The sequence below is a fragment of the Cohnella candidum genome, assembly GCF_003713065.1.
GTDB classification, from domain to species: Bacteria; Bacillota; Bacilli; order Paenibacillales; family Paenibacillaceae; genus Cohnella; species Cohnella candidum.
Genome location: NZ_CP033433.1, coordinates 239791 through 260892 on the forward strand (window position 1 = coordinate 239791; position 21102 = coordinate 260892).

At 53.6% G+C, this 21102-nt stretch carries 21 protein-coding genes; 18 read left to right on the forward strand and 3 right to left on the reverse strand.

From position 1 onward, the window contains the following. The first annotated feature begins 30 nt into the window (after positions 1-30). From EAV92_RS01140 to EAV92_RS01160, 6 genes are all read left to right on the forward strand, one after another. The gene (locus EAV92_RS01140; protein ID WP_241158399.1) at positions 31-1197 is read left to right on the forward strand and encodes an alpha-D-ribose 1-methylphosphonate 5-triphosphate diphosphatase; all 1167 of its coding nucleotides are present in this window, start codon (positions 31-33) and stop codon (positions 1195-1197) included. Continuing rightward, positions 1079-1891: a potassium channel family protein gene (locus tag EAV92_RS01145; protein ID WP_277424214.1), complete on the forward strand. Its 813-nt coding sequence runs from the start codon at positions 1079-1081 to the stop codon at positions 1889-1891. The genes EAV92_RS01140 and EAV92_RS01145 overlap by 119 nt, the downstream gene beginning before the upstream one ends. Beyond that, positions 1878-2702: a TrmH family RNA methyltransferase gene (locus EAV92_RS01150; protein ID WP_123039380.1), complete on the forward strand. Its 825-nt coding sequence runs from the start codon at positions 1878-1880 to the stop codon at positions 2700-2702. Before EAV92_RS01145 ends, EAV92_RS01150 begins: the two co-directional genes overlap by 14 nt. 309 nt (positions 2703-3011) lie before the next feature. Next, positions 3012-3218, forward strand: a complete 207-nt coding sequence (locus tag EAV92_RS01155; RefSeq protein WP_123043497.1) for a zinc ribbon domain-containing protein — start codon at positions 3012-3014, stop codon at positions 3216-3218. Between the two features lie 189 nt (positions 3219-3407). Continuing rightward, positions 3408-3911 carry a hypothetical protein gene (locus EAV92_RS24350; protein ID WP_164472589.1) on the forward strand — a complete coding sequence of 168 codons (504 nt, stop codon included), beginning with the start codon at positions 3408-3410 and terminating at the stop codon, positions 3909-3911. Positions 3912-3998: 87 nt separating this feature from the next. Continuing rightward, the gene (locus EAV92_RS01160) at positions 3999-4436 is read left to right on the forward strand and encodes a VOC family protein (RefSeq protein WP_123039381.1); all 438 of its coding nucleotides are present in this window, start codon (positions 3999-4001) and stop codon (positions 4434-4436) included. A 17-nt stretch (positions 4437-4453) separates the two neighbouring features. Here EAV92_RS01160 and EAV92_RS01165 read toward each other — a convergent pair whose 3' ends face one another. Together EAV92_RS01165 and EAV92_RS01170 are read right to left on the reverse strand one after the other, a co-directional pair. Further along, on the reverse strand, positions 4454-5227 hold the full coding sequence (locus EAV92_RS01165; RefSeq protein ID WP_123039382.1) for an SDR family NAD(P)-dependent oxidoreductase: 774 nt from the start codon (positions 5225-5227) through the stop codon (positions 4454-4456). After that, complete coding sequence (locus tag EAV92_RS01170; RefSeq protein WP_123039383.1) at positions 5224-5718, reverse strand: hypothetical protein; 495 nt, start codon at positions 5716-5718, stop codon at positions 5224-5226. Before EAV92_RS01170 ends, EAV92_RS01165 begins: the two co-directional genes overlap by 4 nt. 186 nt (positions 5719-5904) lie before the next feature. Here EAV92_RS01170 and EAV92_RS01175 point away from each other — a divergent pair, with 186 nt between their 5' ends. The 4 genes from EAV92_RS01175 (at position 5905) to EAV92_RS01190 (ending at position 9939) form a co-directional block, all read left to right on the forward strand. Beyond that, complete coding sequence (locus EAV92_RS01175; RefSeq protein WP_123039384.1) at positions 5905-6336, forward strand: MarR family winged helix-turn-helix transcriptional regulator; 432 nt, start codon at positions 5905-5907, stop codon at positions 6334-6336. Positions 6337-6499: 163 nt separating this feature from the next. Beyond that, positions 6500-8017, forward strand: coding sequence for a DHA2 family efflux MFS transporter permease subunit (locus tag EAV92_RS01180; RefSeq protein ID WP_164472590.1), 1518 nt, complete (start codon positions 6500-6502; stop codon positions 8015-8017). A gap of 117 nt (positions 8018-8134) precedes the next feature. Beyond that, positions 8135-9505: a DJ-1/PfpI family protein gene (locus tag EAV92_RS01185; RefSeq protein ID WP_123039386.1), complete on the forward strand. Its 1371-nt coding sequence runs from the start codon at positions 8135-8137 to the stop codon at positions 9503-9505. After that, positions 9499-9939, forward strand: coding sequence for a hypothetical protein (locus EAV92_RS01190; protein ID WP_123039387.1), 441 nt, complete (start codon positions 9499-9501; stop codon positions 9937-9939). Before EAV92_RS01185 ends, EAV92_RS01190 begins: the two co-directional genes overlap by 7 nt. Positions 9940-9965: 26 nt before the next feature. Here the strand turns inward: EAV92_RS01190 and EAV92_RS01195 are convergent, their stop codons facing one another. Next, the gene (locus EAV92_RS01195; RefSeq protein WP_123039388.1) at positions 9966-10640 is read right to left on the reverse strand and encodes a BsuPI-related putative proteinase inhibitor; all 675 of its coding nucleotides are present in this window, start codon (positions 10638-10640) and stop codon (positions 9966-9968) included. A 157-nt stretch (positions 10641-10797) separates the two neighbouring features. Between EAV92_RS01195 and EAV92_RS01200 the strand changes: the two genes are divergently transcribed. The 8 genes from EAV92_RS01200 to EAV92_RS01235 all read left to right on the forward strand — a co-directional run bounded on the left by EAV92_RS01200 (position 10798) and on the right by EAV92_RS01235 (position 21087). Further along, positions 10798-11232, forward strand: coding sequence for a hypothetical protein (locus EAV92_RS01200; protein WP_123039389.1), 435 nt, complete (start codon positions 10798-10800; stop codon positions 11230-11232). A gap of 154 nt (positions 11233-11386) precedes the next feature. Continuing rightward, positions 11387-11629, forward strand: coding sequence for a hypothetical protein (locus tag EAV92_RS01205; RefSeq protein WP_123039390.1), 243 nt, complete (start codon positions 11387-11389; stop codon positions 11627-11629). Positions 11630-11797: 168 nt separating this feature from the next. Further along, a complete protein-coding gene (locus EAV92_RS01210; RefSeq protein WP_123039391.1) occupies positions 11798-13546 on the forward strand; it encodes a sensor histidine kinase in 1749 nt (582 codons plus the stop codon). Positions 13547-13690: 144 nt separating this feature from the next. Further along, complete coding sequence (locus EAV92_RS01215; RefSeq protein ID WP_123039392.1) at positions 13691-15262, forward strand: response regulator; 1572 nt, start codon at positions 13691-13693, stop codon at positions 15260-15262. Positions 15263-15418: 156 nt separating this feature from the next. Next, the gene (locus EAV92_RS01220) at positions 15419-16339 is read left to right on the forward strand and encodes an ABC transporter permease (protein WP_123039393.1); all 921 of its coding nucleotides are present in this window, start codon (positions 15419-15421) and stop codon (positions 16337-16339) included. Positions 16340-16354: 15 nt separating this feature from the next. After that, positions 16355-17233 carry a carbohydrate ABC transporter permease gene (locus EAV92_RS01225; protein WP_123039394.1) on the forward strand — a complete coding sequence of 293 codons (879 nt, stop codon included), beginning with the start codon at positions 16355-16357 and terminating at the stop codon, positions 17231-17233. A gap of 69 nt (positions 17234-17302) precedes the next feature. Then, on the forward strand, positions 17303-18898 hold the full coding sequence (locus EAV92_RS01230; RefSeq protein WP_123039395.1) for a DUF3502 domain-containing protein: 1596 nt from the start codon (positions 17303-17305) through the stop codon (positions 18896-18898). A gap of 125 nt (positions 18899-19023) precedes the next feature. Beyond that, positions 19024-21087, forward strand: coding sequence for a beta-galactosidase (locus tag EAV92_RS01235; RefSeq protein ID WP_123039396.1), 2064 nt, complete (start codon positions 19024-19026; stop codon positions 21085-21087). Positions 21088-21102 lie beyond the last annotated feature (15 nt).

Consider the following 21102-nt stretch of genomic DNA (forward strand, 5'->3'; position numbering starts at 1 on the left):
AAAAAAGGACGAAGCGAGCGTGGTCGGAAAATGGGCCGTTTGATCGTGAAGGGCGGACGCGTGGTGCTGCCTCATGAAGTCATCGAAGCGGACGTGATCGCCGAAGGCGGACGGATCGCGGCCATCGGGTCGGGATTCGCCCGGATGGCGGAAGCGGGCGATACGGTGCTGGACGCGGAAGGGCGCTGGGTGCTGCCCGGGCTCGTCGACATCCATTGCGACGCCATCGAGAAGGAGACGGAGCCCCGGCCGAACACGCTGTTTCCGATGGCGATGGCTTTCCTGCAGTTCGAGAAAAAGCTGGCGGGTCACGGCATCACGACGATGCTTCATTCTTTGTCGCTCGGCGTAGGGCTTAGTTTGCGTGGGGAGCACCTCGTCTCCGAGATGATCGGCCTGATCCGCTCGATCCGGGAGGAACGGGCGATGATCCGGCACGGCATCCATCTCCGCTACGAGGTTTCGCATCTAACCGGTTTGCCGTTGGCGAGAAGACTGATCGAGGAACGGGCGATCGATTACTTGTCGCTGATGGATCATGCCCCCGGCATCGGTCAATACCGGAGACCCGGCGCTTTCCAGCGGTACGTGATGAAGAACCAAGGGGTAAACCTTGAAGAAGTCGCCCAAATCGTCGAGGAGCTGCAAGAACGGCGCGGGCGGATCGATTGGCATGAGCTGCGGAGCCTGACGGCTTACGCGCGGGAGCGGGGCATCGCCGTCGGGTCTCATGACGACGATTCACGTGAAACCGTCGACCGGTCGCTCGGGTTCCATGCCGGCATTTCGGAATTTCCGCTCGATCTCGACACCGCCCGGTACGCTTCCGATCGGGGCATGGGCGTCTGCGTCGGAGCGCCGAACGTCGTGCGGGGCGGCTCCCACGACGGGAACCTGAACGCCGCTGAAGCGGTGAAGGAAGGCGCGGCGGGCATCCTGTGCTCGGATTACCATCCGGCTTCGCTGCTGCAGGCCGTCTTCGATCTGGAGCGGCAGGGCGTTCCGCTCGAAAGCGCCGCCGCGATGGCTTCCTTGCATCCTGCGCAAGCCGTCGGCCGAGGCCGCGATGTCGGCTCACTTGAGCCGGGTAAAGCCGCGGATCTCATCGTGGTGCGAAAATGGAAGGACATTCCGCTCGTCGCGGCGACGGTGGTCGGCGGAGCGGTCGTATACGAAGCCAGGGATTTTCAAGGTTGAATCGCCGGAGGGGAAGGAGGAGCGCAGCATGGCAAGAAAACAGTTCGCGGTTATCGGACTCGGACGGTTCGGATCCAGCGTAGCGACTTATTTGGCGAAGATGGGATACGAGGTGCTGGCGGTCGACGAGAGCGAGGAGCGGGTGCAGGACGTGGCGCATGCCGTGACGCATGCGGTATCCGCCGATTCGACAGATGAAGAAGCGATGCGGGCGCTCGGCATCCGCAACTTCGACGTCGTGGTCGTCGCGATCGGCCAGGACATCCAGTCGAGCATCCTGACGACGCTCATCCTGAAGGATCTGGGCGTTCCGAACATCATCGTCAAAGCCCAGAACGAGCTGCACGGCAAAGTGCTGAACAAAATCGGCGCGGACAAAGTCGTGTTCCCGGAGCGGGACATGGGGCTGCGCGTCGCCCACCATCTGATTTCCCCGAACATTCTGGAACATATCGAACTATCCCCGGAATACAGCATCGTCGAGATGAAGATCCCGGTAGACATGATCGGCAAGAATTTGAAACAGCTCGACATCCGGGCCAAATACAATTGCAACGTGCTGGCGGTCAAGCGCAACGACCAGATGAACATTACCCCGCGGGCCGACGAGGCTTTGGACGTGGGGGATATCCTGGTCCTCGTGGGCCGCAACGATCAATTGACGAAATTGGAGCAGGCTTATGCCGAAGCATGAGGCTTACATTAGTTCCGCCTCGAATCCTCGCGTCAAGGAATGGGCGAAGCTGACGGAACGCAAATACCGCGAGCGCGAGGGCAAGTTCCTGTTGGAAGGCATCCATCTGGTGAAGGAAGCGTTGCTTGCTGAATGGCCGTTGCTTTATGTGGTCTATGACGCCGGCTTCGGAGTGCCGGAAGAGCTGGCGGCGTGGGCGGAAGACGGGACAGAAGGGCCCGGCGTATCCGGCGGCGCTTCGTGGGTTCCCGTCTCGCCCGAAGTGATCGCGAAGTGCAGCCAGGCGGAGACGCCCCAGCCGGTGTTCGCGGTGGCGGAGAAACGCCCGCTAGCCGCGGACAAGCTGTTCGATGCAGAAGCGGGACTCGTCGCCGTGCTTGATGGCGTTCAGGATCCCGGCAACGTCGGCACGATCGTGCGGAGCGCGGCCGCTTGCGGCGCGACGGCGGTCGTGCTCGGGAAGGGCACGGCGGATTTGTACAACGCGAAGACGCTTCGCGCGACGATGGGAGCTCTGTTCCATGTTCCGGTGGTAGAAGCGGATTTGGCGGAGTTGCTGCCGGAAGCGCGGGAGCGCGGCATGGCCGTCGTCGGTACGAGCCTGCAGGCCGCTCGCTCCTGTTACGACTTCGATTTCCGCCGCGGCGTCTGGCTCGCGTTCGGCAGCGAAGGCGGAGGGTTGTCCGATGCCGTTTCGTCGCTGGTGGAGGAGAACGTCATCATCCCGATGACGGGCCGAGCGGAGTCTCTGAATGTGGCGATGGCCGCCACGGTGCTGCTTTTCGAAGCACAGCGGCAGCGGATGGGTTAATGAAAAAGCCTTGCTAAGCAAGGCTTTTTGCTTTCCAGTTGAACATTGGCAAGTAGGAGCTAACGGAACTGAAAGGCGTTATTCGTCGGTAAAAAGGCATTTTTATAATCTAACGGAACTCAATGACGTTATGATCCGGATATCACGAAGAATCGGTCCCGAAATCGCTGAATAGCGACGCTAAGTTCCGTTAGCCTCCCAAATAGGATCGAAAATAACGAATAAGGTCGGTGAGTTCCGTTGCTCTATGCACGCTGTGTGAGGGAGGATGTCGCATAGTTGTATGAATTCGAGGGAGGTCTTTATTTCATGAGTGATGCTCTAAAATGTCTGCGATGCGGCAATGAATTGACTTACTTAAAGGAATACAAATTTGACTCACAGAACGCCAATCGGGGTCTATTCGGCGCGTTATTCGATGTAGAGGAGCGTCTTTCCTTCGATATCTACGTTTGTCCTTCTTGCCGCCATACCGAGTTCTTCTTTACAGATTCGGATACCTCGTTGGATTCTTAATCTATATCTGTTGTGGTATGATCTCCCTGTAAAAACAAGGTCGACTGGTCGAGCTTTGGGAGCGGAAGTACTTGACGACCGAGAGCTGAATAAAGAAATCATACGAGGCTGCCAATGATCCGATAGGCAGCCTGTTTCATAAACGGGCAGCCTAGTGGATTAGAATAGCCTGATGGGAGTTGATTTCTAATGAGTTATTTAGAAGGTTTAAGACAAAGAAATATTGAAATTCAAAATAAAATTGAGTCATCGTTAGAGAAATATCAGTCTTACCCCGTCGGCACAGGTTACATTGACATTATTACGAAGCATGAGCTAAGCGAAAAGCTACTACATGATCTTTCAAATGCAGGGATTGCTGTAAACGCTGTTACATGGTGGTGCCATAGTACAGAGGAAAATAAGGATCTTTACGGTTGTCCTCACGGTATGGGTGGCCCAAAGTGCAATTGTTGTAATGGGTATTATAGTGAAATGGGGCTTGATTACGAAACGTACGAAATTTCAGAAACTCAATACAATACGTTAGAAACGGGAACGGTAACGCAAGAAGAAATTCACTCCATAAATCAAGCAGCATGGAATTATATCAGGGAGTTCTCAAATAATGAACGATTCAGTAATTGCTTTACACCTGCACTATGGCTACATGTACCAGACGAGTGGAAAAGAATTAAATATTTAAATCGTTGAGCAATTGGGCATATGGGATTGTGAGCTGCAATGAAAATGGGTACAGTGTTCGATTTCTAGATTGAACGGTACTAGGAGGTATGGGATATGAAGATCAAACGAATGGACCATGTAAGTATAAACGTAAATGATCTTTCAGCAGCTAAAGCGTTCTTTCTCGATTTGGGACTTGAAGTGCAAGGGGAATGGGAAGCTGAAGGGGAGTGGTTGGGTCGGATCGTCGGGCTTACCGACGCCAAAACCTCATGTGTAGCATTGCGAACGCCAGACGGTCAGGTATGGATAGAACTAGTCAAGTATATTTCGCCGTCGGATGAACGAGAGATTCAGAAACCATTGGCCAATACGCTGGGGATCCGACATCTTGCATTTGTTGTCGATGATATAGAAGCCATTGTTGCCGAATTGAAAAAGAAGGGCACGGAAATCTTCAGTGAAATTTATCAATATGAAGAAAGTTATAAGTTATGTTACGTTCGTGGGCCAGAAGGAATCATTTTGGAATTGGCTGAGAGAATCAACTAGCAATAGGCCGTTTCTCATTATTCGCTATGTAAATACCGAACGATCATGGATACGAGATTCCTTGGCGCAAATCGAACGGAGGCAGCCATAAGGCGATTGCGAAAACCTGGAATGACAACGGTTTTTCCTTCTTTATACCCCACATAACCGGCATAGGCTACCGCTTTCGCGTTCATGAGACTGCTTGAGAACAATTTTGAGTTTCCGACTTCGGCGCGGTTCGCAAACCGGGTTTCCGTCGGACCGGGACATAAAGCGGACACGCGAATGCCGGTCCCGCGGAGTTCATTTGCCAGCGCTTCGGTGAAAGAGAGTACATAGCTTTTGGTTGCATAATAAACCGCCATGAATGGACCCGGCTGAAAAGCCGCGGTAGAGGCGACGTTCAGGATGCCGCCTTGCTTGCGTTCCAACATGCCCGGCAAGAACAGCTTCGTCAGATGGGTTAGATTCCGAACATGCAAATCGATCATCGATAATTCATCCGGCAAAGGAGTTTCCGTAAAAGCTCCAAGGATACCGAATCCGGCATTGTTGATCAAGACATCAACGGTAATTCCTTGTTTTTGGAGTTCTTGAAACAATTCTTCAGGTGAATTCGGTGCGGACAGATCGAGTGGGATCACGTTAACCGAAGCAGCATACTTCACTTCCAACAAGGCTTGAACCGTCAACAAATCAACTTCGTTACGCGCGGTAAGAACCAATTGACAGCCATCCGCAGCGAATAGCTCAGCGAACGCTTTTCCGATTCCGCTCGATGCACCTGTAATTAGGACTGTATGTTTCATATAGATCCCCTCCCCATGATGATTTCGCGACGATGCTTCCAGATGACGACCACCCCGATCAGCAACAGGAAGGAAATGAAAATCATTAATTTTAGAGGCAAGAAGTAAACGGCGATCGCGATCCAAGCGAAAAGCAGGCCAACGGGACTCGTAGATTGAAGTACTCGGTAAACCATCGCGGTAAATCCGGAGCGATAGAATGATGTTGACTCCAACAAGAGGATGATTGGGTTACAAATAATCCCGAAAATCAGGGGAATGACGATGAATGGCGGAAGTTCGGATTTTGTCGCCCACTCGAGCAGGTAGACAAGCCCGGCGGAAAATGCTTGCATAAAGAAATCGATATGAGCCGATTTAAGCTTACGGGGATTCGTGAATAGTTTGGCCCACGAATTCGAGTTGTCGTAATGGACCCCAGCAAGCGGCAGCGACAATGCGACACCGAGGATAAAAGATACGAGTGCCCATTCTAATAAGTGGATGTTCATGTTCTCTCTCTCCTTGTCATTGCTTTCCGATATTTGTTTTGGTATAACTGTTACTGACAATCAATTGTTGTACATATACAAATATAAATGAATTTTATCGCGTGTCAATATCAATTTTGCAATTATTGCAGAAACGTAAATATTTTGTTATACCAGTAATAGAACGCGAGAGACAGGTGAAAACGAATGATCCATGATACTTTCGGAGAACTCTTATTCTCCATCATTAAAATGTCGGGTGTACTCGGCGGGGAAAAATCTTTCGTCGAAGGGCTCACTCCTAAACAGTTGCATCTCCTGATGGAAATAGGTTCGCAAACGTACCGGCATGGAGATTTGGCAGGCATTCTCGGAGTGGAGCCTTCCACGTTGACAAGAACGTTGGATCCGCTTGCGAAAGCCGGCTTGGTGGATCGACAATCCAACCCGGACAATAGAAGGGAAGTACTGATCAAACTCACGGAAAAGGGCATGGACGCGGTGAAGGTGGCTCATGAAAAACACCATCAGTTGTTTGCCGACCTGTTAGACCAAGTACCCGAGGATAAAAGAAAGCAAGTCGATGAGAGTCTGGCTATTTTATTGAAAATCGTCAAGCATTCGAATTTTAAACATTAACGCGAGCAACGGCCGAACTGCAGTCTCATGAGCAGGCAGCCGTTTTTTATTGTAATTAGTTGCGACAATACAACAATTATACATTGACAATAAAAAATAATGTTTTATATTTGTATACATACAAGGTTTGTTAATGGGTAAATTTATGATAAGGAGCTTGGTTATGAAGTCAACGAACGTCGCGATTGTTCTAGCCGCTTTATTTATCGGAGTGTTCATGGAAAACCTGGATCACACCATCATGGCAACTGCAGTGCCCTCAGTTGTTGCTCAACTGGGAGGAATGAATGTTTTTCCTTGGGTGTTTTCCGTGTACTTGCTGACTTCAACGATTTTCATTCCCGTATTCGGCAAATTGGCGGATCAATTCGGCAAGAAACCCTTTCTGTTGATTGGCTTTTCAACTTTCGTTCTGGCATCGGTCTTATCGGCAAATGCAGAATCGATCGGGCAGCTGATTGCTTACCGGGCATTACAAGGTTTGGGTGCAGCTCCTTTGATGCCTATTGCGTTCAGCATGATTTTCGATCTGGTGAAACCGGAAAGGCAAGGGAAGATTCAGGGGTTATTCGCGGCGGTTAACGGCCTTTCGTTGATTCTGGGACCCATTATCGGCGCATATCTTACCGATCACTTTTCATGGCATTGGGTTTTCTGGATCAACGTTCCTTTCGGTGTAGCGGCGGCCATCATGATCAGTCTCTTTTACAAGGAAGGGAAGGGTCATCGTTCTAAAGGGGCCATCGACTACATCGGGGCAGCTCTGCTGGTGTGTGCAATATCACCTCTAATGGTTGCTTTAGTGATGGGCGGAAGGGATTTTGCTTGGGCGTCTTGGCAAATCATTACCCTGTTCGGAGTTAGCGCATTCTTCGTTTATTTGTTTCTCCGAACCGAGGGAAGAGCCAAAGAACCGATTATCGCCCTTGACCTTTTTAATAAGAAAGTCGTTTCATCCGTTGTGATCGGAGCTTTGCAGGGCATCGTCATGATTGCGGTCATGGTCTATATTCCGTTTTATATCCAAGGGGTAATGGGCGGCACGGTAACGCATGTCGGAACGATTCTCACCCACATGATCGTCGCGATGATTCTCGGGACCGGAATCGGCGGTCATCTTCTTGAAAAGGTGCCGGCCCGCACCATCATCTGGCTTTCCGTCGTCTGGATCGGCATTGGCGGGTATATGCTGACGCAAATCGATCCTCAAACGTCGGATATTTACTTCTTCGTTGCCATGCTCTTTATGGGATTGGGGCTGGGGCCGCTTTTCCCGACCACTACCCTGTTGGCCCAAACTTCCGTGAGCCATCACCAAACGACAAGCGCGACTTCATTGCTCAGTTTTTTCCGCAATATCGGAATGGCGGTCGGAAGCAGTTTGCTTGCCGCGTTGGTAAACAACCAACTGACGAAGTCCGCTTCCACGATCGATACGGTTAACATTTCGAGTACACAGATGGATTCGCTGAAAGACCCGAACTTGCTGATGGACCCCGCGCTTCAACAGACGGTTCCGGATCAGGCCCTCCATATTTTGCAACACGGTATGGGTACAGGAATTCTTCACGTATTTGCGGTCTCGGTTGCCGCTGCTCTTATTATCTTTTTGTTCGGCTTTATGGCAGGGAAAAGTCGTTTGGTAATGCCGCATGGTTCGAAAAAAATAGGCTTTCACTGAATCTTTTGCGGATATGCCGTCATTTTTTGCGCGTTTGTTAATCGTTTCTTGCGATAAGATGATTCCTGCGATAGACGATTGATTCGATAAATATTTAGGGTCAGAGGAGAATGAAAGATGAAGATATTATTACGCGTAACGGTTTACTTACTTACGTTCGTTATCTTTTTCGGAGGGATCGGCGCGTTCGGGTATATTCGCTCCAATCAGGAGTATTGGAATCCCGTTCGGCAAACACCGGTGCCGGAACTACAAAGCGTGAGCGTTCCTGAGTACAATCCGAATAAACCTACGGTAGCTGTCCTTTTGTCCAACCAGACGACGGAAGTGTTCGATTTTATGGTTCCTTATGAAATGTTTGCGATGACCGAGGCTTATAACGTTTATGCCGTTGCCCCGGACAAAAACATCAAGACGCTCTCCGGCGGTTTGGATCTGATGCCCCATTATTCTTTTAACGAACTGGATCGATTGCTAGGCAAAAGTCCCGACCTTATCGTGATTCCGGCTATGCCTATCGTGGACGAAGCCAAATATAAGCCTGTCCGGGAATGGATACGAAAACATTCGGATACGAAGCTGCTGAGCATTTGCGCCGGAGCCCTGAATCTGGCCGATACGGGTTTGTTAAACGGGAAAGAAGCGACGACCGACTGGAAGAGCTTTGATTACGGGGATATCAAAAAATATCCTGAAGTGAAGTGGAAAAGGGATTTGCGTTATGTCTCAGACGGCAACATCGTGTCTTCTGCAGCGATTACTTCAGGCATCGATGCCGTCCTCTATGTGATCTCGCAGCAATTAGGCGAACCGATGGCGGACAAAATCGCGAAAGAGATGAATTACCCCTCTTATGGTTTCGTTAAAAATCCAAACATCGATCCTAATCGCGTGGATGCATCCGAATTGATTTTTACGTTCAACCAAGCATTCCAATGGAACAAAAAAAGATCAGGGGCATTGTTGTACAAAGGGATGGATGACGGAGCGCTTACGACGATATTCGATACATACGCCACTTCCGGAACGACAAGGGTTTACACCGTATCGGACGACAAGCAGCCTATCGTGACGAAGTATCACCTCAACCTGGTCACCCGTTATCAAACGTCGAATGCGCCGAAGCTCAATCGGCTGCTCGTTCCGGGAGTAGAAGCCGAGTCTTTAGCTGCGGAAGAAGTCAAGAAGTGGAATGCAGGCGGTAGCAACGTCGTGCCTGAGTTTATTCACAGCGGCTCCGCGAACAGATTTATTTTTGACGCACCACTTGAGGATTTGGCGAAGCAGGAAGACGTCCTAACCGCTAAATATGATGCCAAGCGAGTGGAGTACCGTGCTGCGGACCGTCTTAAATTCGAAGGTAAGCCTTTTTCCTATGAAGCATTCGGCATACCGGTTTTGATTACTTTAGCAGCGTTGCTTACTGCTTACTTTATTGATCGGCGATTCATTCGCAAGGTGAGGAAAGGAGGCAACATCCCTTGTTAATCGAAGTACTTGTCGGATTATCGCTTGGATTGGTGACAATCTTACTCGCACGTAAAAATAAACGGGAAGGTTGGCTCTATTCCGCCGTCGTCATCTTACTCCCCCTCATATACGTAGCTTTCGCTCTCTTCGATGGGGACTTTAACGCGGCTGTGAATGAGTTGCTATTCGGAGCGCCCTTTATCATAGGAGGACTGGCGTGCCTGATTTTCCGAGTGAGGATGTCGTTTAAAATCATCGGAATCCTTTGGTTCGCGCATGGATTGTTCGATGTGGTGCATGATCAATTATTCCTCAATCCCGGCGTTCCGGAATGGTATCCGTTGTTTTGCGCCGCAGTAGATATTGTGATCGGAGCTTATTTAATCGGACTTCAACGTCCGAGAGAATCAAATAACAATTGTAACTTATCAAAAAACCGTCCGATTCCTTGAATCGGACGGTTTATCGTCTTAAGGTATTACTTCACAATGAACGGAACGGAGATATCTCCGGTCGTTCCATCTTTAGGCGTGAGCCAAGCTTCGAGGATGTAAGTCCCTTTCTCCAAACCCAATTCGCCGACGTTGATATCGTACGAGAGCGATTCGCCTTGCTTCAAGTTTTCTTCTCCCAGGACCTGGGCGAACGTAGCGAGGGAAGAGTAGAGGTACACCGTTTCCCCTTTGTCGTTCTTGATCGCGAAATCGTAACGCTGGGAGGACGTGAATTCGAATTTCAATGCGCGCTCGGTTTGGTTTTTCACCGAGTACGTATATTTGCCGTCCGAGGTTGCGGTCAAGCTCGGTTCCAAACGTCCCGCCCAAATGCCTGGCTGGGGAGCCGGATCGGTGAGCGAAATCGTTCGCGTGGAACCGTTCCATGCGATATCTTTGCCGAACGTTTTCGCCATGAGGTTGAGAGGCACGTACGTTGTTGCGCGATACTGGAAGGCAGCCGGCACGTTTTCTTTGCCGTTCTGATACGTATTGGCCTTGTCGCCCGATACGATCGTTTCGCCGTTTAGCGTGATCGTGACCGGTTTCGTATTGATTTTGATCGTTTGCATGAAATCGCTTGCATATCCGACGCCCGCCGTCAAGACGCTTCCCAGCACCGCTCCGCCAGCCAACATCATCACCAGTCGTTTTTTCATCTTGAGGACCTCCTTGAAATGTTTACTATTTTTTCCCGCATTCAACCCCTCAGACGCGCCTGATCCGCGAAAAGGTTGCAGAGAATTTGTGGAAACATTTTCCGGCGGCGAACCGTCTAAATGTTAGACTACCTTTGGCGATCAAGGGGGCCTTATGATGAAGTTGATGCTTAAGCCAGCGTGGCTCTGTCTCGCTTTCCTGTTCCTAATCGGATTAACCGCGTGCAGGGATAATGACAAGCCGACGCCTGTGGATCTGAACCCCATCACGCTCGCGCAAGCGTATCCAGGCGATATCCTGAAAACCGACAGGATCGAGCTGCTCGACGGCTCAACGGGGGAAACGAGAACGGTTGAGGATCCGGCAGCGATACGCGAGTGGCTCACAGCGATCAAAAACATCAGGCTCATTCCAGACGACAATCAGGAAGGAAGAGCCGGTTATCGTTTCGGCATCCAATTGTTTCAAGGGGAGGAGCTGAAGCTCGGCTTCATCCCGAACTCCGTTCAGAATGTCTATTATGAGTCGAATGAAGAATTGGAGACGAAGGTTCAAGCATTTTTCGAGACGCAATTCGGCAGGAAGTTTTAGTGACACCCAGTATGGCTAATTCGGCGCTCGTCTAGCAACCTAGCAATTGCCACAAACTGTTCACATTTTATTAAGCTGGGATTTAGAAACGGGTGGTAAGGTATAGCCATACCCGAGTTAGAAGCTCGATTCACTCCAATCAGAGGTGATCGATATGGAAACCAACGTTAAAAAAGTAGTCATCGATTTCCACGACCAGCACGTCCCGGTTTATTGCCAAGACGACCGGCGAGGGACGATCGAAACGCTCAAAGCCGTTTTGGAGAAGAAGCTCGTATCCGGCAGGCAGCTCGTCCGGAGATTCCTGAGCCATCTCGACAGCGTCGAGATCGAAGGATCGGAAGCGATTCTGTACTCCAAACGCGAACGGGGCACGCTGGCTCTCTCGCTGTACTAAAAACCGATTGCGAACATAGAAGCTCCCGCTATCCCCTAGGATGGCGGGAGTTTTCCTGTTTTTCCTGGATGTTTCCTTGAAAACGCTATTTATTTCTACCCATCCAGGCGTTAAGATAAGGCTCATCCGAGGAAGATCGATCGGCCGACGGCCGGGAGGGACGGAACCATGAAGCATACGACGCGCCTCAAAGCCTACATGCCGTTCACATATAAAATGATGATCCCCTATCTGCTGCTCGTGCTGCTAACCGACATTTCGGTCGGCTATCTTTCGTACACGATGCTGATCGACTCCAGGACCGAGATGGCGGAGACGAACATCCGGACCGCCATGGAGCAAACCCGGAATAACGTCAAATACCAGATGGACGAAATTCAGCGGATGTCCGACACGCTTTTCGGAAGCGTTCCTTTTCAACGTGCGCTTCAGAGAAGAGGGGAGCCGCTGCAAATTTACCTCACGATGCTGGACGAAATCGTGCCGCAAATCCAGGCTCCGCTGCAGCTGTTCGGCAACAAAATCCGGCTGATCCTGTATACCATGAACCCGGATCTCAACGAAGTTCCTGGCGAAGACCTCAATCAGCCGATCACGAAAAGCGATTATTATATCCTCCCCTTCGATACCATTCGCGACGCCGGCTGGTTCCGGTCTTTTACCTCCCAGAATCGGGATAACGTATGGGTTCCGCTCGATACCGACCGCGAGTTGCAGAACATTTCGCAAATCCGCAAGCTCGTTTCCTTCAACGACTATACGACGACGATCGGTTATCTCAGAATCACGGCGAACCTTGAGGACCTGCTCGGCAATTTCGATACGTTCCCCGTCGAGGAAGGCATCTCCCTGCGGCTGATCGACCGGACGACCGGCGAAAGCCTTTACCAACGAGGACAAGCCGCCTTGCAGGCGCAAGACCAAGACGTGCTGAAGCTGACCGAAGACATTCCCGGTTCCAGCTTCACGATCGAAACTTTCGTGCCGCCATCTTACCTGACGAAGGACGCCAGCAAACTGCAAATGGCCATCAGCGCCGTATGCGCGGCCAGCTTCCTCGTCATGGCGATGATCGGGCTCGTGGTCGCCCGCCTGTCCGGCCGCAAAATGTCCCGTATCGTCGGACTCGTCCGCTCCTTCGAAGAAGGCAACTTCCGCAAACGGATCCATTTCTCCGGCAACGATGAATTCGTCCATATCGCCGACGCCTTCAACGTAATGGCTACGAACATCCAGGAATTGATCGACAGCGTCTACGTGCAGGGAATCCAGAAGAAGCAAGCGGAGCTCGAAGCGCTGCAGGCGCAGATCAATCCGCATTTTCTGTACAACACGCTGTCCGCGGTCAGCAGCCTGGCCAATCTCGGAGAGACGGACAAGGTCACGGGAATGGTGCGGGGATTGTCCAAGTTCTACCGGCTGACCTTGAACCAAGGCCAGGTTTACATTCCGCTTGCGAAAGAGCTGGAGCAGGTGGAGACGTACCTCGATATCCAGCGGGTGAAATACGCGGACCGGTTTACCGTTTCGTTCGACGTGGAAGAGAGCATTTTGGGTGACCGCGTGATCAAGCTGATCCTGCAGCCGTTCGTGGAGAACATTTTCAAGCATGCCTGGTTCGAGGACACGATCGCCATCCGCATCGTCGGCCGGAAGCTCGGGGACCGGATCGAGCTGAAGGTGATCGACAACGGAATCGGCATGAAGCCGGAAACGGTGAGGGGCCTGCTCGACGGACCGAGCCTATCGGGAGGTTACGGCCTGAAAAACGTGGACGAGCGGATCAAACTCCGATACGGCCCCGGTTACGGCATCGAAATCGCGAGCGTGTACGGCGGCGGTACCTCGGTTCGAATTCTGCTGCCGGCTGAGGACGTTCCCGAGCTGCGCGACGCCGAGCAAGCGCAAGGAGCGTAGCGTTAACCGGAATCATTGTTTTCGTATGCATTATCATTGTTCAGCGCCATGTTAAGGCTTCTTAGGTTGCGCTATGCTCAAGGTGACCGCCCAGGCCAATATGAATGAAACGTTCCGAATCGGAACGACCCGGGAGGAACCGCCATGAAAATGAATATTCTGCTTGTCGACGACGAAGCCGTAGACCTGGAATGGCTGCGGCGAAGGGTGCTCGGCAGCGCATTGGATCTCCATATCGCCGGAACGGCGAACAACGGTTTCGCGGCTTTGAAAATCCTCGAGCAGGAGCCGGTGGACCTGATCCTCTCCGATATCCGGATGCCGATCATGTCGGGAACGGATTTCGCCCGCAGGGCCAAGGAAATCCATCCGAACGTGAAAATCGTCTTCATCAGCGGGCACGAGGATTTCGGCTACGCGCGGGAAGCGATCGAAATCAACGCGCACGGCTATTTGCTGAAGCCCGTCGGAGACGAGGAGCTGCACGGCATGCTGTCGTCGGTGTTCGCGAAGGTGGAGCAGGAGCGGGAGCGGAACCGCTCGGTCTCCGAAGCCTTATCGCTCGTCGGGGAAGAGCTGCTGCTGCGCTGGTTCCACGACGTCGACCCCGGCCAAGTCGAGTCGCACATCCGCAGCTTCCTGGAGCCGCTGCTCCGCGGCGGCACGGCCGCGGCCATCGTGGAAATCGACGATCTGGAGCGCGCAGCCCGGAACGGATCGGAAACGGACAAGCGGGCGATCACCGCCCAAGCCGCACATTTGCTCAAGGAATTCGCGGAGCACTGGCCGCTCGGCCGGCTGCTCGTCAGCCACAACGCACGGTTCGTCGTGCTGGCGACCGAGCCGGAGGACCGGTTCACGCTGCTGCTCGAAGGACTGCTCGACGAAATCCGGGGGAAGCTGCCGATTACCGTGACGATCGGGATCGGCCAATACGCGCGGGACATGGAGCGGCTGCACGAATCGTTCCGGCAGGCCCAAGCGGCGCTCAGCGCCAAGTGGCTGCTCGGCAAAAACCGGCTGATCAAGGACTCGTCCGAATCCGAGCCGAGAGGCGTCTCCTCTTCCAGTCTGGACGAAGCGGTCGACCGTATGCTTCAGGGCATCCTGGAATACGACCTCGTCGCGATCGACGACAGCTTGATGGAACTGTTCGGCCGCAGCGAGCTGGCATTGCGCAAAAACGACGTCTACGATCTCATTATCCGCATCACGTCCAAGCTCCACGCGGATTTGCAGAAGATGAACGAAAATCTGTACGAACTGCTTCAGTGGGAATCGCATCAGCCTATGTTGCTTTTCCAGTTCGAGACGGTCCAGGACGTCATTTCCTGGCTCAGGAGGCGTTTTTTCGAGCTGTCGGAACTGCTGTATTCCAAAAAGCAGAAGCAAAAACGCAAGATCATCGACGAAATCATCCGGTACGTCGAGGAGAAGCTCGAGCAGAAAGTCACCCTGAAGGAAGTGGCGGCCCATTTCGCCTTCACGCCGAATTATCTCGGCCACCTGTTCCACGAGGAGACGGGCCTCCATTTCAGCGACTTCATGCAGGAGAAGCGGATGGACCGCGTGCGCGCGCTGCTTGGGGACCCGACTCTCAAAGTCTATGAGATCGCCGAGAGGGTCGGCTACAAGAACATCATCTATTTCAACCGCCAGTTCAAGCAGTTCACGGGCATGACGCCCGGCGAATACCGCAAGAAACACCGGATTTAAAGGCTTGGACCCTCGTAGCGGCCCGGATCCTCTGGCGATCCCGGGCCGTTCGTCATGAATCGGTGAATTTGTATAGGTTTTAGTTGCTCAGCTATCTCTTATTGAGGCGCTTCGTCCTTATATAATGGCACCAGAGACAACGAGAGGAGTGCAGACATGAACGGACAGGGTTTCTGGGGAGACGTCCGCAAATATCGAACCTTATTGCTGATGCTGACGCCGGCCGTCCTTTTTTTCATCCTGTTCGCTTACGTGCCGATGGCGGGCATCGTGCTGGCCTTCAAGCAGTTTAACTACGACGGCGGCATCTTCGGAAGTCCCTGGAACGGGTTCGACAACTTCCGGTTTTTCTTCGACTCGGGCAACGCCTGGATGGTGACGAGGAACACGGCGCTGTACAACATCGCGTTTATCCTGGTGAACAACCTGCTGCAAATTTTCGCCGCGATCCTGCTGTTCGAAGTGGCGGGGAAGTGGTTCCGCAAAATCACGCAGACGGTATTGTTCCTGCCTTACTTCATCTCTTGGGTCGTCGTCGGCGCCATTGCGTACAACCTGTTCAACTACGACGTGGGCACGGTGAACGCGGTATTGAAAGCGGTCGGCATGGAGCCGATCGACATCTATAATACGGCTGCCTACTGGCCGGTCATTCTCGTAGCGGTGGCGGCTTGGAAAACGCTCGGCTACGGAACCGTAATGTACTTGGCCGCCATCACGAGCATCGATACCGAGATGTACGAGGCGGCCGAAATCGACGGCGCCAACGTGTTTCAACGGATCATGAGGATCACGGTGCCCAACCTGTTCCCGACCGTCATCATTTTGTTCTTGCTGGCCGTCGGCAACATTTTCCGCGGGGATTTCGGGATGTACTACAACATGGTGGGCAACAACGGCTTGCTGTTCTCCTCCACCGACGTCATCGATACCTTCGTGTTCCGTTCGCTGACGACGTCGAATGAAATCGGCATGTCCGCGGCCGCCGGCTTCTACCAATCGGTGCTCGGCTTCGCGACGATCATGCTGGCGAACTACGCCGTGCGCAAATACGACAAAGAACGCGCGTTGTTCTAGGAGGGAGGAATCGCCATGAAAACAGATCGCCTGCTGCTTGCCGGAATCGGCTATACCGCGCTTACCGTACTCGCGGTGTTCTGCCTCTTTCCTTTCATTCTCGTCGTTTCCTCCTCTTTGACGCAGGAAAGCACGATCATCGAGAACGGCTACCAGCTGTTCCCGAGCGCTTTCTCGACGGAAGCTTACCGCCTTCTGTTCGACTATCCTGCCCAGATGCTCAAAGCTTACGGCATCACGATCGGCGTGACGGCGATCGGCACGGTCGCCGGCTTGTTCCTGACCGCGATGACGGCTTATGTGCTGGCCCGAAAAGATTTCAAATGGCGAGGGAAATTCTCGTTCTTCTTCTTCTTCACGACGCTGTTCAGCGGGGGCCTCGTGCCCTGGTACCTGTTGATCGTGAACTACCTTCACTTAAAGGACACTTTCGTCGTGCTGATCCTTCCTATGCTGCTCAACGTGTTCTACATGATCGTCATGAAATCGTTCATGAGCGGCATTCCCGAAGCGATCACGGAATCGGCGAAAATCGACGGAGCGGGCGACTTCCTCATTTTCCGCCGTTTGATTCTCCCGCTGTCGAAGCCGGCGCTCGCGACGATCGGACTGTTCATCGCCTTGGGCTATTGGAACGACTGGTACAACGCGCTGCTCTTCGTGCAGAAGGACGATTTGATGCCGCTGCAATATTATCTCTACCGGATGCTCGGCAACATGGACGGCATGCGCAAGGCGATGATGCAATCCGGAGCGGTCGTGAACATGGACCTGCCTACCGAAAGCCTGAAAATGGCGATGACCATCGTGGCGACGGGGCCCATCATGCTGGCTTACCCGTTCATCCAGCGGTATTTCGTGCGCGGACTCACGATCGGCTCCGTCAAAGGATGACCTCAGGGAAACCCTCCCTGGTTATCGATAAGAAAAAACATCCTACTCTATTTAGGGGGAACCGCAATCATGACATTCAAAAGAAAGCCCGTATCGCTCGTGCTGGCCCTCGTGCTGGCAATGGCAACCTTGCTGAGCGCCTGCGGAGGCGGCAACAAATCGAGCTCGTCTCCTTCCGCTTCGGAAAGCGCCTCTCCTTCCGCGACGGCGTCTGCGTCCGCATCCGGACAAGCGTCGCCGAGCGGCGGCGCGGACACACCCGAAGAAGTGAAGCTGAAAATGCTGCTCGTCGGGGGTAAGCCGGCCGATTACGACGCCGTATTCACGGAGCTGAACAAGCTGCTCAAAGCGAAAATCAACGCGACGGTGGAAGCCGAATTCCTCGACTGGGCCGACTGGTCGCAGAAATATCCGTTGAAATTCGCCGCGAACGAAGATTTCGACATCGCGTACACCGCGAACTGGGCTTTCTATAACGACCAGGCTTTGAAAGGCGGTTTCCTGGAGCTGACCGACGACCTGTTGTCCAAATACGCTCCGAAAACGTGGGAAGCGATGCCGAAGGTGTCCTGGGAGCAGGCCAAAGTGAACGGCAAGCTTTACATGGTGCCGAACAACAACCAGGAAGTGACCGATAAAGCGGTTCTGATCCGCGAAGATCTGCGCAAGAAATACAACCTTCCGGCCGTCAACAGCCCGGAGACGTTCGCGAACTACCTGAAGACGCTGGCCCAAAACGAAAAAGGCATCCTGCCGTTCCAAGCGAAAGCGGCGGACGGCTGGAAGTGGCACGAGCTTGACCAAATCTTGCTGGAGCAGCAAAACGAATGGAACCTGGTCGACTACAACATCCCGCTCGCTTATAAGCTGGACGACGCTTCCGGCAAAGTGTTCAACGTCTACGACACGCCGGAATTCAAGCAGCTCCTCACGTACTACAAAGACTTGTCGGACAACAAAGCATGGTCCCGCAACGTCGTGAGCAACAAGAACGATCAATGGCAGGACATCAAAGCCGGCAAAGCGGCTTCCTACGCTCAGAACCTGGGCACCGTGGCGGCTAACCTGGCCGAAATGCGCCGCGACAAGCCGGACGTCGAGCTCGCGATCGCGGACCTGACGCCGGACAAGAAGAAAATCGGCGCGATTTCCACGCAGAACGGCTTGGCGATTCACGCGAACTCCAAACACGTCGAGCGCGCTCTGATGCTGATCGACCTGTTGCAAAACGACAAGGAGATCCACGATCTCACCATGTACGGCATCGTCGGCAAAAACTACGAGCCGGTCGGAGACAACAAGTATAAAGCCGGACCGAATGCGGCGAACTACACGGGCTTCTCCAACTGGGGCTGGAACTCTCCGCTGAACCGCACGGATGCCTCTTATCCGCAGGAAGCGAGCGACATGGGCAATACCTGGCTGCAAAAAGTGTACCACTTCCCTCTGGAAACGTTCGTCTTCGACGATTCCAAAGTGAAAAACGAAGTCGCCAACGTCGGCAACGTCATGCTGCGCTACGCGATCCCGCTGGAATACGGCCTGGTGAAAGACCTGGACAAAGGCCAAGCGGACCTGATCAAGCAACTGAAGGCCGCCGGCATCGATAAGGTCCAGCAAGAGCTGCAAAGCCAGATCGACGCATTCCTGGCCGCGGCGAAATAAGAGAATTCCTCGCAAACGCAAGAGGAGGGGAGACAACCGTCCCCTTCTTTTGCTATATCGCAGTATGAATAAAGTATTGTCGCAGCACGAAACACGACCAGACAGGATAGGGAGATGGCAGACGAATGAGCAACAAATTTCCTCCGATCAGCGCGAAGCTGCCGGTATTCATGCACGGGGCCGACTATAATCCGGACCAATGGTTGCACGATCCCGCCGTACTGGAAGAAGATATCCGGCTGATGAAGCTGGCGCATTGCAACGTGATGGCGGTCGGCATTTTCTCGTGGGCGACCTTGGAACCGGAAGAAGGGACGTTCCGGTTCGACTGGCTGGATAACGTGCTGGATCAGTTCGCCGAAAACGGCATCTATGCCTGGGTGGCCACGCCGAGCGGCGCGCGTCCGGCTTGGATGTCGCAGAAGTATCCGGAGGTGCTCCGCGTGGCGCCGAATCGGCAGCGCAACCTGCACGGGCTTCGCCACAACCATTGCTATACATCTCCGGTATACCGCGAGAAAGTGACGATCATGAACCGCGAGCTGGCGCGTAGATACTCGCAGCATCCGGCGGTCGTCGGCTGGCATATTTCCAACGAATTCGGCGGGGAATGCCATTGCGATTACTGCCAGGAGGCGTTCCGTGCTTGGCTAATGCGGAAGTACGGCTCGCTGGAGGCGCTCAATGCGGCATGGTGGACCGCTTTCTGGAGCCACACGTATACGGATTGGTCGCAAGTCGAATCGCCCGCGCCGCACGGCGAGACGATGGTGCACGGGCAAAACCTGGACTGGAGGCGTTTCGTCACCGACCAGACGATCGATTTCTACAAGCACGAAATCGTGCCGCTCAAGGAAGCGAATCCCGAGCTGCCCTGCACCGCGAACATGATGGATCTATTCGAAGGGCTGGATTACCGCAAATTCGCCGAAGCCGTGGACGTCATCTCTTGGGACGCTTATCCGACCTGGCATGCTTCGGATTTGGAAGCGGCCGTCGGATCTTGGTTTGCGTTCAACCACGACCTGTTCCGTTCGCTGAAACGCAAGCCGTTCATGCTGATGGAAAGCACGCCGAGCTTGACCAACTGGCAGCCGGTCAGCAAGCTGAAGCGCCCGGGCATGCACCGGCTGTCCTCGCTGCAGGCCGTCGCGCACGGCTCCGACACCGTGCAGTATTTCCAGTGGCGCAAGAGCCGGGGCTCAAGCGAGAAATTCCACGGAGCGGTCGTCGACCATGTCGGGCATGAGCATACGCGCGTGTTCAAGGATGTGGCTTCGCTCGGCGAGACGCTGTCCGGCCTAACGGAGCTGATCGGCACGCCGGTTCCCGCCGAAGCCGCCGTTCTGTTCGACTGGGATAACCGCTGGGCCGTGAAGGACGCGCAAGGCCCGCGCAACCAAGGCATCCATTATGAAGAAACGGTCATGCAGCATTACCGCGCGATGTGGGAGCTCGGCATCCCGACGGACGTCGTCGGGTCGGGCGACGATTTCGGCGCTTATAAGCTGATCGCGGTTCCGATGGCTTATCTGCTGCGGGAAGAGACCGGGAAGCGGTTGGAGAAATTCGTGGAGAATGGCGGCACGCTGCTCGCCACCTACTGGACCGGCATCGTGGACGAGAACGACTTGTGCCATTTGGGCGGGTTTCCGGGTCCCCTGAGGAAAACGCTCGGCATTTGGGCGGAGGAAATCGAAGGGCTCCACGATCATGACCGAAACGGTCTTGAGATGAACGCGGGCAACGCGCTCGGCATCGAAGGCACGTACGAAGTCCGCGAGCTGTGCGACCTGATCCATGCCGAAGGCGCATCCGTGCTGGGCGTCTACGAATCGGACTTCTACGCCGGCCGTCCGGCTTTGACGATGAATGCGTTCGGACGCGGACAAGCTTATTACCTGGCGGCTCGTGTGAGCGACCCGGCGTTTTACGAGAAGCTTTACGGCCGGCTGGCGGCGGATGCCGGCGTTCGCCGAGCGCTCAATAGCGCGCTTCCGGCTGGCGTGACGGCGCAGCTGCGCTCGGACGGAGAGCGGGACTATGTATTCGTGATGAACTTTTCGGGAACGGAGGCAGAGGTCGTCCTGGATCGGGTTTACGAGGACGCCGAAACCGGAGAAGAGACGTCGGGGGTTATGCGGCTGCCCGTACACGGCATCCGCCTCTTGAAGCGGAGCGCCCTGTAAATACGAAAGCTGCCG

Bases quoted from the DNA above. Each gene is read 5' to 3' on its own strand.
- EAV92_RS01140 (WP_241158399.1), top strand. From the start codon at position 31: ATGGGCCGTTTGATCGTGAAGGGCGGACGCGTGGTGCTGCCTCATGAA.
- EAV92_RS01150 (WP_123039380.1), top strand. From the start codon at position 1,878: ATGCCGAAGCATGAGGCTTACATTAGTTCCGCCTCGAATCCTCGCGTC.
- EAV92_RS01155 (WP_123043497.1), top strand. From the start codon at position 3,012: ATGAGTGATGCTCTAAAATGTCTGCGATGCGGCAATGAATTGACTTAC.
- EAV92_RS24350 (WP_164472589.1), top strand. From the start codon at position 3,408: ATGAGTTATTTAGAAGGTTTAAGACAAAGAAATATTGAAATTCAAAAT.
- EAV92_RS01160 (WP_123039381.1), top strand. From the start codon at position 3,999: ATGAAGATCAAACGAATGGACCATGTAAGTATAAACGTAAATGATCTT.
- EAV92_RS01165 (WP_123039382.1), bottom strand. From the start codon at position 5,227: ATGAAACATACAGTCCTAATTACAGGTGCATCGAGCGGAATCGGAAAA.
- EAV92_RS01170 (WP_123039383.1), bottom strand. From the start codon at position 5,718: ATGAACATCCACTTATTAGAATGGGCACTCGTATCTTTTATCCTCGGT.
- EAV92_RS01175 (WP_123039384.1), top strand. From the start codon at position 5,905: ATGATCCATGATACTTTCGGAGAACTCTTATTCTCCATCATTAAAATG.
- EAV92_RS01180 (WP_164472590.1), top strand. From the start codon at position 6,500: ATGAAGTCAACGAACGTCGCGATTGTTCTAGCCGCTTTATTTATCGGA.
- EAV92_RS01185 (WP_123039386.1), top strand. From the start codon at position 8,135: ATGAAGATATTATTACGCGTAACGGTTTACTTACTTACGTTCGTTATC.
- EAV92_RS01195 (WP_123039388.1), bottom strand. From the start codon at position 10,640: ATGAAAAAACGACTGGTGATGATGTTGGCTGGCGGAGCGGTGCTGGGA.
- EAV92_RS01200 (WP_123039389.1), top strand. From the start codon at position 10,798: ATGAAGTTGATGCTTAAGCCAGCGTGGCTCTGTCTCGCTTTCCTGTTC.
- EAV92_RS01205 (WP_123039390.1), top strand. From the start codon at position 11,387: ATGGAAACCAACGTTAAAAAAGTAGTCATCGATTTCCACGACCAGCAC.
- EAV92_RS01210 (WP_123039391.1), top strand. From the start codon at position 11,798: ATGAAGCATACGACGCGCCTCAAAGCCTACATGCCGTTCACATATAAA.
- EAV92_RS01215 (WP_123039392.1), top strand. From the start codon at position 13,691: ATGAAAATGAATATTCTGCTTGTCGACGACGAAGCCGTAGACCTGGAA.
- EAV92_RS01220 (WP_123039393.1), top strand. From the start codon at position 15,419: ATGAACGGACAGGGTTTCTGGGGAGACGTCCGCAAATATCGAACCTTA.
- EAV92_RS01225 (WP_123039394.1), top strand. From the start codon at position 16,355: ATGAAAACAGATCGCCTGCTGCTTGCCGGAATCGGCTATACCGCGCTT.
- EAV92_RS01230 (WP_123039395.1), top strand. From the start codon at position 17,303: ATGACATTCAAAAGAAAGCCCGTATCGCTCGTGCTGGCCCTCGTGCTG.
- EAV92_RS01235 (WP_123039396.1), top strand. From the start codon at position 19,024: ATGAGCAACAAATTTCCTCCGATCAGCGCGAAGCTGCCGGTATTCATG.